The organism is Streptomyces sp. NPDC048353 (assembly GCF_055587165.1).
Map to the genome: position 1 here is coordinate 429,677 of NZ_JBVJGU010000006.1, position 12,211 is coordinate 441,887.

At 72.8% G+C, this 12,211-nt stretch carries 12 protein-coding genes; 11 read left to right on the forward strand and 1 reads right to left on the reverse strand.

Annotated features, from left to right (window positions below; translation table 11 throughout):
* The first annotated feature begins 43 nt into the window (after positions 1 to 43).
* The 3 genes from ACZ6RC_RS23885 (at position 44) to ACZ6RC_RS23895 (ending at position 3,630) form a co-directional block, all read left to right on the forward strand.
* Positions 44 to 1,291, forward strand: a complete 1,248-nt coding sequence (locus tag ACZ6RC_RS23885) for an MFS transporter (protein ID WP_469586614.1) — start codon at positions 44 to 46, stop codon at positions 1,289 to 1,291.
* Positions 1,292 to 1,687: 396 nt separating this feature from the next.
* Entirely contained in the window at positions 1,688 to 2,944 is a 1,257-nt protein-coding gene (locus ACZ6RC_RS23890) for an IS701 family transposase (protein WP_469586617.1), read from the forward strand.
* Positions 2,941 to 3,630 carry a response regulator transcription factor gene (locus tag ACZ6RC_RS23895; protein ID WP_391133979.1) on the forward strand — a complete coding sequence of 230 codons (690 nt, stop codon included), beginning with the start codon at positions 2,941 to 2,943 and terminating at the stop codon, positions 3,628 to 3,630. The genes ACZ6RC_RS23890 and ACZ6RC_RS23895 overlap by 4 nt, the downstream gene beginning before the upstream one ends.
* A 56-nt stretch (positions 3,631 to 3,686) precedes the next feature.
* Here the strand turns inward: ACZ6RC_RS23895 and ACZ6RC_RS23900 are convergent, their stop codons facing one another.
* Entirely contained in the window at positions 3,687 to 4,445 is a 759-nt protein-coding gene (locus tag ACZ6RC_RS23900) for a maleate cis-trans isomerase family protein (protein ID WP_469586621.1), read from the reverse strand.
* Positions 4,446 to 4,683: 238 nt separating this feature from the next.
* Between ACZ6RC_RS23900 and ACZ6RC_RS23905 the strand changes: the two genes are divergently transcribed.
* Genes ACZ6RC_RS23905 through ACZ6RC_RS23940 form a run of 8 tightly spaced genes read left to right on the forward strand, consistent with a single transcriptional unit; the run spans position 4,684 to position 12,195 of the window.
* Complete coding sequence (locus ACZ6RC_RS23905; protein WP_453610629.1) at positions 4,684 to 5,838, forward strand: isopropylmalate synthase; 1,155 nt, start codon at positions 4,684 to 4,686, stop codon at positions 5,836 to 5,838.
* Positions 5,839 to 5,867: 29 nt separating this feature from the next.
* The gene (locus ACZ6RC_RS23910) at positions 5,868 to 6,053 is read left to right on the forward strand and encodes a lysine biosynthesis protein LysW (protein WP_073816536.1); all 186 of its coding nucleotides are present in this window, start codon (positions 5,868 to 5,870) and stop codon (positions 6,051 to 6,053) included.
* A 1-nt stretch (position 6,054) separates the two neighbouring features.
* Positions 6,055 to 6,909 carry an ATP-grasp domain-containing protein gene (locus ACZ6RC_RS23915; RefSeq protein ID WP_391133988.1) on the forward strand — a complete coding sequence of 285 codons (855 nt, stop codon included), beginning with the start codon at positions 6,055 to 6,057 and terminating at the stop codon, positions 6,907 to 6,909.
* The gene (argC, locus tag ACZ6RC_RS23920; protein ID WP_469586626.1) at positions 6,906 to 7,961 is read left to right on the forward strand and encodes an N-acetyl-gamma-glutamyl-phosphate reductase; all 1,056 of its coding nucleotides are present in this window, start codon (positions 6,906 to 6,908) and stop codon (positions 7,959 to 7,961) included. The genes ACZ6RC_RS23915 and argC overlap by 4 nt, the downstream gene beginning before the upstream one ends.
* Positions 7,958 to 8,782 carry an amino acid kinase family protein gene (locus ACZ6RC_RS23925; RefSeq protein ID WP_469586630.1) on the forward strand — a complete coding sequence of 275 codons (825 nt, stop codon included), beginning with the start codon at positions 7,958 to 7,960 and terminating at the stop codon, positions 8,780 to 8,782. The genes argC and ACZ6RC_RS23925 overlap by 4 nt, the downstream gene beginning before the upstream one ends.
* Entirely contained in the window at positions 8,779 to 9,342 is a 564-nt protein-coding gene (locus tag ACZ6RC_RS23930) for a type 1 glutamine amidotransferase (RefSeq protein ID WP_453610635.1), read from the forward strand. The genes ACZ6RC_RS23925 and ACZ6RC_RS23930 overlap by 4 nt, the downstream gene beginning before the upstream one ends.
* 55 nt (positions 9,343 to 9,397) lie before the next feature.
* On the forward strand, positions 9,398 to 10,516 hold the full coding sequence (locus tag ACZ6RC_RS23935; protein ID WP_453610637.1) for a Glu/Leu/Phe/Val dehydrogenase dimerization domain-containing protein: 1,119 nt from the start codon (positions 9,398 to 9,400) through the stop codon (positions 10,514 to 10,516).
* Positions 10,513 to 12,195 carry an AMP-binding protein gene (locus ACZ6RC_RS23940; protein WP_469586635.1) on the forward strand — a complete coding sequence of 561 codons (1,683 nt, stop codon included), beginning with the start codon at positions 10,513 to 10,515 and terminating at the stop codon, positions 12,193 to 12,195. The genes ACZ6RC_RS23935 and ACZ6RC_RS23940 overlap by 4 nt, the downstream gene beginning before the upstream one ends.
* Positions 12,196 to 12,211: the final 16 nt, after the last annotated feature.

Here is a 12,211-nt window from a genome sequence, read left to right on the forward strand (position 1 = left end):
CCCCGCACCCCACACTCCCCTTCCGGAAACCTGGAGCACACCCATGAGCACCGCACCCGACACGGCGCCCGTCGCCGCCTCGGCCCCGGACCCGAGGAGCGGGAGCGATGAACAGCAGAGGCTTCCGCTCTTCGCGCTGCTGGCCCTCGCCACCGCCGTCTTCATCACCAGCCTCACCGAGACCCTGCCCGCCGGCCTGCTGCCCGCGATGAGCCAGGACCTGCGGGTGAGCGAGTCCGCGACCGGCCAGACGGTCACCGTCTACGCGATCGGCACCGCCCTGACCGCGATCCCGCTCACCGCGGCCACCGCGGGCTGGCGGCGCAAGAAGCTGCTGCTCACGGCCATGGGCGGGTTCGCCCTCGCCAACACCGTGACGGCCGTGTCGTCGGTCTACGAGCTGACGATGGTGGCCCGGTTCGTCGCCGGTGTCGCCGCCGGTGTCGCCTGGGCCCTGCTCGCCGGGTACGCCCGCCGGATGGCCCCCGTCCCCCTCCAGGGCAAGGCGTTGGCCATCGCCATGGCCGGCATCCCCGTCGCGCTCTCCCTCGGCGTGCCCGCCGGAACGTTCCTCGGCGAATGGCTCGGCTGGCGCGTGGCCTTCCTGTCGATGACGGTCCTCACGGTCGTGCTGCTGGTGTGGATCTTCGCGGCCGTGCCGGACTTCCCCGGCCAGGAGCGCGGCGAGCGACCGAAGCTGCTGCGGACCCTGCGCATCCCCGGCGTCTCCCCCGTCCTCTTCGTCACGCTGGTCTTCGTGCTGGCGCACACCATCCTGTACGCGTACATCGCCACGTACCTCGACGACCTGGGCCTCGGCGGCTCCACCGGTCTGATCCTGCTGGTCTTCGGCGGCGCCTCGCTGGCGAGCATCTGGATCGTCGGCGCGCAGATCCACCGACGGCTGCGGGCCCTCACCGTCGGCGGAGCCCTGCTCGTCGCCGTCGCCGCGCTGCTCCTGGCCGTCCTCTCCGACACCACCGCCCTCGTCTACCTCGCCGCGGTGCTGTGGGGGCTGGGCTGGGGCGGCGTGCCCACCCTGCTGCAGACCGCCGTCGGTGACGCGGGCGGCGAGTCCGCCGACGCGGCCCAGGCGATGCTCGTCACCCTCTGGAACGTCGCGATGGCGGGCGGCGGCATCGTCGGAGGCATCCTGCTCGACGTGATCGGCAGCGAGTCCTTCCCCTGGACGGTCCTGCTGCTCCTGCTGCCCGTGATCGCGGTCGTGCTCTACGCCCGCCGGGCGGGCTTTCCCGCCCAGCGGCCGGAGGCCCCGGCCGAGGTGGCCTGACGACCGAGCGCCGGAGGACACCCTGCCCGTCGTCCTCCGGCGGTCATCCGTCACGGCGGCCCGGGGGCCACCGGCGGCCGCCTTCCGCCGACGGTCCCCCTCTGCGGAATCGGTCCGTCCAACTCCGAGCCGGTGCCATGTTCATGATTTGTTGACACTTCACCGGATGGCTCCGTGGCACGGCTCCCGCACTGGTGGGAACCGGGTCCCTCCGCCTCGCACGGCCCCCGCCCCCACCCCGCCGACGTACGTTTCCGCAGGTCAGCCCGCGAATCCGCAAAATGGGCGGCCGACCCGGGCAAAAAACGTCCCGGACGGTACTTTCACCTCGTACTGATGTGCCATGCAGGCACTCGGGTGCCGGTGATGACGAGTATCGAGGGGGCGTGGCGTCACATGTCGTCAAGCGAGGTACGCGCGGCGGCGCCGGGCGAGGGCGCGTGCATGCAGACGTTCATGGACGAGATCTTCCGGACGTTCCGGCGGCCGGAGCAGCGCCGTTGGGCCCAGGCGTATCTGTGGGCCCTGCTCCACGTATCGGGCAAGAAGACACCCCGCCGCATGGCCTTGGCGAAGCCCTTACCCCCGGCCGCGGCACACGGTCTCCAGCAGTTCATCAACGGCAGTCCCTGGGACTGGACTCCGGTGCGCCGCCGGCTCGCCGGCCGGGTGGCCGCGCGGACGACGCCGCACGCCTGGACCGTCGCCGAACTCCTCATCCCCAAGCGCGGCGAGCACTCGGTGGGCGTGCACCGGCGCGTCGACACCCGCACCGGACGCACCGTCAACTGCCAGCGCGCCTTGGTCTTCTTCCTCGCCTCGGGCACCGAGTGCTACCCGGTGGGCTGGAGCCTCGTGCTCGACGGTACGTGGGACTCGGACCGGGAGCGCATGCGCCGTGCGCGCATCCCCGGGTCCGAGGCCGGGCGCATCCCCGCCGACCATGTCACCGGGTACGCCGCCGAGGTCGCGGCGCAGCCGCGACTCCCGCGCGTGCCCTGGGTGCTCGACCTCACCCGGTGCGACCAGGCGGCCGGGGTCCTGGCGGGCCTCGCCCGGCAGCGGGCCGAGGTGGTGTGCGAGGTCCCCGCGGACCATCCGGTGCTCCCCACCGGGCCGGCCGCGCCCGCCGTGACCACCGTGAGCGCGCTCATGGAGGTGCGGCACGCCCGGCAGACCCACGTCCTGCTCCGGCAGTCCCCCGACGGTCGCGCCCGGGCCGTTCCGGTCCACACCTACGCGGGCACGGTGACCGCTCCCCGGCCCGGGCCCGGCGACGACGGGGGCGCGCGCCCGTACCGCGTCCTGGAGCGGCCCGACCCGGACGGCCGGCAGCCGCCCCGGTACTGGCTCACCACGCTCACCGACCACCGGGTGGAGGAGGTCCTCCGGCTGGCGCGCAGCCACACCGCGGCGCTCTCGGCCGTGGCCGCGCTGCGTCAGCGGTTCGGCGTCCTCGACTTCGAGGGCCGTTCCTTTCCCGGCTGGCACCACCACATGACCATGGCCTCGGCCGCCTACGTCTACCAGTGCCTCTTCCGCGCTCCCGGAGGAGCCGCCGCACCGCCGGGAGCGCCGCACCGCGTCCCGGCCGCCGCGCTCGCCGGCGCCTCCGACGGAGGGGAAGCCGCGGGGAAGGGGTGCGGCAGATGAGGAAGGTGCTGGTGGTGGAGCGGGACGCCTCCGCCGCGGCGGCCATGGTGGCGGATCTGCGGCGACAGGGATTCGGCGCCCGCAGTGTCTCCACAGGGGAGCGGGCTCTGCGGGTGTACGGCGAAGCGGATCTGGTGCTGTTCTCCCTGGAGCTTTCCGATATCGACGGGCTCGAATTGTGCCGCTCCCTGCGCAAGGGCGGAGAGACGGCGCTGATAGCGGTCACCGATTCCGACGCCGAACTGGAGCGGGTCCTCGCTCTCCACGCGGGCGCGGACGACTGTGTGATGAAATCCTGGGGATCTCGGGAGATCGGGGCCCGTATCGAAGCGGTGCTGCGCCGCGTCCACCCCCGGCAGGCCCTTCCGGCCGTCATTTCCCTACGCCACCTCCATATCGATCCGCATCTGCGGGAGGTGCGGCTGCACAACCGGCTCGTCGGTGTCACGTCGAAGGAATTCGAGCTGCTCTACACTCTGGCCGCCACTCCGGAAACGGTGGTGACGCGCAAAGAGCTGATGGCGCGGGTCTGGGGAAGCGACTGGGGGCACCACAGCCGCACGATCGACACCCATGTGAGCAGCCTCCGGGCGAAGCTCGGTGCCGGGAGCTGGATCATCACGGTCCGGGGCGTCGGCTACCGCCTGGGGTACGCCTGGCGGATGGCGGAGACGTCCGCCGGCTGAGCGGACCGTGACGCGGGCCCCGGGGCGCGTGCCACGGCGCTCCCGGGGCCTCGCCGTCAGGCTGTCGCGCCCTCGAGGCGGCGCAGCAGCGGATGGTGCGCCTCGCCGTCCTCCCCCGCCGCCCGTCGCGCCCACCAGGCCGACGCCAGGTTCGAGGTCAGCAGCGTGCGGTGCGGGTCCCGCCGGGCCAGCTCGGTGAGGGCGGCGAGCGTGCCCATGCCCGTACCCGTGAAGAGCAGGACCGTGTCGGAGGGCAGTTCCCGCTCCCGTATCCGCCGCAGGATCGCGCCGGTCGTCACCGCGTACGGGTCGTAGCGCACGTCCCCGCCCGGGCTCGCGGCCGGTTGCGGCGGGACGGTCACCACCCCGTCGACCGTGAGCCCGGCCCGCTCCCAGAAGGCGCGGGAGGTGTCGGTGAGCCACGGCTCGTACGGGGAGACGAGCGTCAGGCGGGTGGCCCCGAGCGCCTCGCAGGCCGCGAGGATCGCCTGCGTGGAGGACTGCACGGGAGAGCCGGCGCGGGCGGACAGCTCGTCGCAGAAGGCCCGGTCGCCGGCCGGCTCCAGGAGGTAGTGCGAGGCGCTGCAGGCCACGACCATGGCGTCCAGGCGCAGCGCTCCGAAGCTGCCGAGCAGCTCGGGGAGCACCTCGTTGTACGTCTCCAGCATCGCCCGGAGGCCGGCCCCCGGTGTCACCGGGAAACGGGAGGTGTACACATTCATTCCGGCGCCCACCAGGTGATTGAACTCGGGTTCCGCCGTGGGGTTCTCCGGCGGCACGACGACCCCTAGCCGGGGCAGCGAGAAGAGATCCATGACAGCACGGTAGGGCGGGCCCCATGACAACGGGCTCTTTGCGTACGTGATTTGGCACGCCCGCACACCACCCTTGCACTCCTTTTCCTTCCTGACATTCCTTGACACTCCGCAACACAGCCCTGACACGGCAGACATTGCCCTCGCCGTCCGGGCACCGAAGGATATGAGTCAGCGAATGCGGGACCGTGCCTACGCGGCTCGATCGCAGACCTTTTCGGAGTGAGGAGACCAAGAAATGGCAGCAGGGGAACCGGAGAAACTGGAGAGGCCACCCCGGATATCCGACGCGACGCTGCGGGACTCCGCGCACATGGCGGGGGTCGAGTTCGGGCCCGGGGACGCCGCCGCCATCGCGGACCTGCTGGTGCGCACGGGCGTCGAGCTGGTCGAGGTGGGCATGGTCTCGGGACCGGACTCCAAGGACGCCGATCTCGTCCTCGCCGCCCACGAGGCGGTCACGCCCGAGCGCAGCATGACCCTGGTCGTCGTGCGCGACCGGCGCCAGGTCGCCCGTGCGCTGGACGAGGCCGAGCGCCTGGGCGTGCGGCACGTCATGTACTCCATCCCCACCTCCGAGCAGCACGCGCAGTTGAAGCTCGACTCGGCGAGCCCGAAGTTCCTCCAGACGTTGGCGCGTTCGGCGATCCAGCAGGCCAAGGAGCGCGGCTTCCACGTCACGTTCAGCGGCGAGGACGGTGCCCGTACGCCCCGGGAGCGGCTCGTCCCCTATGTGGAGGCCGGGTTCGCGGCCGGGGCCGACCGGTTCCGGCTCGCGGAGACGGTCGCGTACCTCTCGCCCTGGCAGATGGAGGAGGTGATCGCGGACATCACCGCGATCGACGGCTCCGAGATCGAGATCCACTCGCACAACATGCTGGGCATGGCCGTCGCCAACTCCCTGGCCGCCGTCCGGGCGGGCGCCCAGTGGATCTCCGCGACCGTCGGCGGCATCGGTGAGCGCGGCGGCAACGCCCCACTGGCCGAGCTGCTCACCTCGCTGCGCGTCATCCACGGCGACACCCGCTTCGACCTCACCCACCTCACCGAGCTGTCCCGGATCGCCCTCAGGGGCGCCGGCCTCGGGGAGGCCTTCCAGTCCGGGCCGACCACCCCGCACGCCTTCGCCTACGAGCTGCCGGGCCAGCTGAGCCACCCGCAGGCGTACGAGACGCTTCCGGCCGAACTCGTCGGCAACAGGCGCGAGTTGCGCGTCCGTGGTCGTCTCACCACCGCCCTGGTCCGCTGGGCCCTGGCCGACTCGGGCCCGGAGGTCGACGTCGACGCCTTCACGCTCTGGCTGGCCGAGCGGCAGGAGCGGGACGGCCGCCCGCTGCTCGACCGGGACACGATCCGCAGAGCCGCCGTCGATTTCCGCCCCGTCCCCGCCTGACCCCTCCCACCCCCCTTACGGAGTTCACGATGTCCACCGCCACCCTGACCGGCGTATGCCCCGAGTGCGAGACCGACCTGACCGTCCCCCCGGTCACCCAGGGCGAGACCCTCTCCTGCCCCGAATGCATCCTGACCCTCCGCGTCGAGGCCGTCGAGGACGGCCGGCTGACGCTGGAGATGGTCGAGGTGCAGCTGCGCGACTGGGGCCAGTGACATGGGCGCTCTCCGTCCCGTCGCGGTCGTCGCGGACCGGATCGCCTGGGAGGAACGCCTGCTCATCGAGGCGGCCCCGGCCTTCGGCCTCCGTCTCGACTGGGTCAACGACGAATCCCTCTCCCTCGGCCACCCGGACGCTCCGGCGATCAAGGGGTACGACACCCTGCTGATCCGCAGCCGCAGCTACACCCGCGGCGGGCTGATCGCCACCCTCGCCGAGGCGGCCGGCGTCCCCACGCTGAACACCGCCCGGGCCATCCACGCCTGCGAGAACAAGGCCGCCCTGCGCGCCCTGCTCCGGACGGCGGGTGTGCCGGTGCCGGACCACCGGCTGGTGCTCTCCCGCAAGGACTTCGACAAGGCCCTCGCCGACCTCCCGCTGCCCCTCGTCCTCAAGCCCGTGTTCGGCGGGATGGGCAAGCGGGTCACGCTGATCCGGCACGCCGACACCGCGCACTCCGTGTACGACTACATCGAGGACCTGGCCCACGCCTTCGAGCAGGCCAGCGTGGTCGAGCCGTACCTCGGCGGCAGCTCGGTGCGGTGCCTCGTCGTCGGGCGGGAGCTGATCGGCGCCGCGGAGTTCGAGAGCGGCGGCGGCGACTGGCGCAACAACGCCGCCCTCGGCAACAAGAACCGCCCGGTCGCCCACGACCCCGAGGTCGTCAAGATCGTCGACGGGGTGGTGGACGTGCTCGGCCCCGGGATCTACGGAATCGACCTCTTCGCCACCCCCGACGGCTACGTCGTCAACGAGGTCAACCACGCCCCCGGCTTCCGTGCCGTAGCCTCCGCCACCGGAGCGGACATTCCCTCGGCCATCGCCCGTCATGTGCAGGAGCTCTTCGCATGATCCGTGCAGGAGTCGTCGGCGCCTCCGGGCTCGCCGGCGGCGAACTCATCCGCCTCATCACCCAGCACCCCGACCTGGAACTGACCTTCCTGGGCGGCTCCTCCCACATCGGCCGCCGCCCCTCCGAGCTCCACCCCGGCCTCCGCTTCGACCAGGGCCTGACCGTGCGGCCGGTCACCGAGGAGGTCGTGGACGAGGTCGACGTCCTCTTCCTGGCCACCCCGGCGCCGGTCTCGGCCGAACTGGCCGCGCTCCTCGCGGACCGCGTCCCGGCCATCGTCGACCTCAGCGGAGCCTTCCGGATCCGTACGCCGGAACTGCACGACCGCTGGTACCCGAAGGTCCAGCGGCGCACCGAGCTCGCGGACCGCTTCGTCTACGGCGTACCGGAGCTGATCGGCGACCGGCTGGCGGACGCCGCGCTGATCTCGCTGCCCGGCTGCTATGCCACCGCGATCACCCTCGGCCTGGCCCCGCTCACCCTCGGACTCGGGCTCGACCTGAAGACGGTGGTCGTGGACGGCAAGAGCGGGTCAAGCGGCGGCGGCATCCACCTGCGCACCTCCGACCTGCACCCCTTCCGGGCCGGGGCCATCGCCCCGTACTCCCCGACCGGGCACCGGCACGCCGCCGAGGTCGCCGACTTCCTGGAGCGGAGCAAGCCCGGCACCATCGGGAACCTGTCCATGTCGGCGTACGGCGTCCCCAACGTCCGCGGACTGCTGACCAGTTCGTACGTGTTCACCGACGGGAAGGTGGGCCAGCGCGAGCTGACCCGGGCCTATCTGCGCTTCTACAAGGGGCACCCGTTCGTCCGGGTGCGGCGGCACGACGAGACGCTGATCCCGGTGCCCGACCCGCAGGCCGTCCTCGGCTCCAACTACGCGGACGTCACGGCCCTGCTCGACGAGGAGGGCGGCCGGATCGTCGTGCTCGCCGCGCTCGACAACCTCGTCAAGGGCGCCGCGGGCCAGGCCGTACAGGTGACGAACCTGCGGTTCGGCCTGCCGGAGGAGACGGGGCTGACGCAGCAGCCGGTGATGCCGGCATGAGCGCGGACCGCACCGTCCCCACGGTGGTGAAACTCGGCGGCAGCTGCCTCGACGACCTCGAAGCCGGCTGGTGGGACGACCTGGCCCGCCACGGCCGGGACCGCCCGCTGGTCCTCGTCCACGGCTGGTCCAAGCCCCTCAGGAGGCTCGACGCCCGTTACGGCGAGCCGTCGGCGATCCTGCGCGACCGGTACGGCAACCAGAGCCGGTGGACCACGCCCGAGGTCATCGACGACATCAAGACCGTCAGCGCCGTGCTGGCCGAGGACGTCCTCGCCCGGCTGGAGAGCCGGGGCGTCACCGCCGAGCGGCTGCTCGGCAGTGACGGGCTGGTCAGCGCGGGCGAGGGCGAGCGGTGGTGGTGGCGGGAGAAGCAGCTCGTCGAGCTGGAGAACCTCGTCGGCCCGATCACCGGCGTCGACCCGGCCCCGCTCAAGAACCTCCAGCCGGGCCACGCCTACCTCGTCACCCCGCTCGCCCGGAACGCCGCGGGCCAGGAGGTCAACACCGACGCCGACCGGGCGGCCGCCGCGATCGCCGGGGCCACCGGCGCCCGGGACCTGGTCCTCGTCACGGACGTCGGCCACCTGCTGATCGGCGGAGAGCCGGTACGCCGGATCGGCGCCCGCGACGCGGCCGCCTTCCGCGACAAGGGCGCCAAGGGCGGCATGCGCAAGAAGCTGCGGGCGGCGGGCGAGGCCCTGGACCACGGCGTCGAGCGGGTCGTCATCGGCAGCGCCGCCGTGACGGAGCTGCTCGCCGGCTCCACCGGCACGCTCGTCACCGGGGCCCCCGCCCCCGGGACGGGAGCGGACGCATGACGCGGTCCCGCGTGCTGGTCGTCGACAACGGCACCCTCTCGCTCCGGCAACTCCGCTCGCGGTTCGAAGAGTTGGGATCGGACACCGAGGCCGTCGACGCCTCGTCCGTACCCGCCCGGGTGGACGGCCGCTACCAGGCGATCGTGCTGAGCGGCACCAAGGTGCGCGCCTACGACAGCGCGTTCTACAAACCCCTGATCGACCTGGTCACCACCACGGACGTGCCGGTCTTCGGTATCTGCGGCGGGATGCAGATCCTCGCCGTCGCGGCCGGCGGACGTCTCGCCGAGGGCCCGCAGCGGGTCGGCGGCTACGAGGTGCGGGTCGACACGGAGGAGCCGCTCTTCAGCCATGTGAAGCCGACCGTCACCGTCTTCCACCGGCACACCCTCTACCTCCAGGAGGCCCCGCCGGGCTACCGCTCGATCGGACGCTCCGAGCACGCGCCCGTGGAGTTCCTGCGCTCGGACGACGGCCGCGTCCACGGCGCCCAGGCCCACCTGGAGTTCCGCAAGGACGGCCTGGAGATCCTGCGGGGCTTCGCGCAGCTCTACCAGTGACCCGACCCGCACCGACACACCCGCCTCACGCACCTGACAGAACAGGGATTTCGCCATGAGCGCACCGGAAGAACCGCAGGACCCCGCCCTCACCGTCCATCTCCACGGCAGCGGCGGCTCCCTCAAGGGATGGGTGGTCGTCGACACGCTCGTCGACGGTCTGGCGATGGGCGGCACCCGGATGACCACCGGGGTGACCGAGGAGGAGGTCGCGGGCCTGGCCCGGGACATGACCGAGAAGTTCACCCTGGCGGGGCTCCGCATCGGCGGCGCCAAGGCCGGGATCGTCGCCGACGGAGGCGACCGCGAGGAGACCTTCCGCACCTTCGGCCGCACGGTGAAGCCGCTCCTGCACGGCGGCATCCACCTCGGCATCGACATGGGCGTCACCCCCGCCGACCGGGCCGTCTTCTTCGAGGAGGCGACGTACGACCCCCGTTACCGCCTCGGCGCCCCCGACATGCCGATCGACTGGCGCACGTACTACGAGCCCCTGATCGACGCCACCGGCCACGGGGTCGGGGTGGCCGCGATCACCGCCCTGGAGGCGAGCGGCCGCACCGGTCCCGCCCGGGTCGTGGTGCAGGGGTTCGGCGCGGTGGGCCGGGCGGTGGCGCGGTTCCTGGAGGACCGCGGGCACACCGTCGTGGGCATCGCCGACATCCAGGGCACGATCAGCGCGGACCGGTTGCCGGTCGCCGACCTGGTCGCGGTCACCGACCGGTTCGGGGCCATCGACCGCGGCCGGCTGCCGCAGGGCGTGCAGCTCTCCGGCGAGCCGGACGCCTGGCTGGACGTCGAGGCGGACATCCTGATCCTGGCGGCGCAGAAGTACGCGCTGACCGCCGAGAACACCCACCGCCTGCGGGCCGGCCTGGTGGTGGAGGGCGCCAACCTCGCCTCCAGCGCGGCGGCGAAGGAGAAGGTCGCCGCCTCCGGGGCCCGGCTGGTCCCCGGCGTGATCGCCAACATCGGCGGCGCCGCCTCGGCGGCCCTGGCCGTCACCCGGGTCGTCCCGTTCGACCTGCCGGCCGAGGCGCGCAAGGCGTGGGTCTTCGACTGGGTCGGCGACCGGGTCCGGCAGAACACCCGGGATCTGCTGGAGATCGCGGCCTCACGGGCCGGCGACCCGCTGCCCGAGCTGCTCGCGGTCCGCCGCGAGGAGCGCGGATGAGCACGGCGGCGACGGAGCGGCCGGCCCCTGCCGCGGCGGCCGTTCCCGAACGGCGCGCCGCCGAGTACCGCCGCCGGGGCTGGTGGCGGGACGAGACCTTCCTCGACGACCTGCACCGCCAGGCCCGCCTGCGTCCGCGCCGGCTGGCCATCGCGGGCCGGCGCGTCGCGGAGTCCCGTACCGACACCCTCGACTACGCCGAACTGAACCGGCTCACGGACCGGTTCGCCCTCGCGCTGCTCGAACTGGGGGTGCAGCAGGGCGACTTCGTCGCCGTACAGCTTCCCAACCGGTGGGAGATGGTGCCGCTGATCTTCGCCTCGATCCGGGTCGGCGCGGTCATCATCCCGATCTCGCCGATCTGCACGGAGGAGGAGCTGCGCCACCGGCTCGGCCTCACCGAGGCGCGGGTGTGCATCACCCTTCCCGAGTGGTCGGGCACCCCGCTGGCGGAGATCACCACCCGTCTGCGGGATGAACTGCCCTCGCTGCGCCATGTGGTGGTGGTGGACGGTCCGCCGCCCGAGGGCGCGCTCCCCTTCCACGAGCACTTCGTGGCCCAGGAACGGGAGGAGCGGGAGGGCGCCGCCGCACGGCTGGACGGTCTGGCACTCGGCGCGGACGATCCTTTCGTGGTGCTGTTCACCTCCGGCACCACCGGCTTGTCCAAGGGCGTCCTGCACAGCCAGAACACGGTGCACTCCGCCGTACGCGGGTACGTCGACGCGTTCGGGGCGGGTGACGACTGGGTGGCCGCGGTCTCCACCCCCCTCGTCCACTACTCGGGGTTCGCGCAGGGTGTCCTGGCCGGGGTCATGCTGGGCGGCACCGTCGCCTTCCAGGACGTCCGTCGCAACGAGGCGCTGCTCGACCTGGTGGAGCGGTACGGCGCGACCCTGCTGTACGGGCCGCCCGCCACCCTCGCCGACGTGGCCGCCTCCCAGCGGGCCGAACGGCGGGACACCCGCACGCTGCGGCACGTGGTGATCGGCTCGGCTCCGGTCCTGCGGGAGCTGGCCGACGAGGTCCACGAGACGCTCGGCGCCCGCGCCCACTCGCTGTGGGGCATGTCGGAGAACGGTCCCGTGACCACCACCCGGCCCGAGGACCCCGAGGGGTGGGCGGCGCGGAGCAACGGGAGCGCGATCGACGCCATGGAGACCCGGATCGAGGGCTCGGGGGCGTACGGGAGCGAGGGCGCGGTGGGCCGGCTCAAGGTGCGCGGCGCGTCGCTCGCGCTCGGGTACCACCGGCGCCCCGAGGCGTTCGCGGCCGAGCTGGACGAGGACGGCTGGTTCAACACCGGCGACCTCGCCCGGGACGACGGCCGCGGTGGGATCCGCATCATCGGCCGGGCCCGGGACGCGGTCCTGCGGGACGGGCAGGTGGCGCCGATGACGGAGCTGGAGGCGGTGATCGGCGGCCACCCGAAGGCGGTCGAGGCCGCGTTGGTGGGTCTTGATCCCACGACCGGGAGCGGATCCGGGCAGGTGCTCGTCGCCGTCGTGGTCCCCCGCGACGGCGACGGCCCGACGCTCGACGAGGTCCGGGCCCGGGTCACGGAGGCGGGCCACGACGCCCGCTTCCTGCCGGACCGGGTGGAAGTCGTCCCCGCCCTCCCCAAGACCCTGACGGGCAAGGTCCGCAAGGCGGAGCTACGGGAGCGGTACGCCACGTGATCCCCCGCCTGACCCC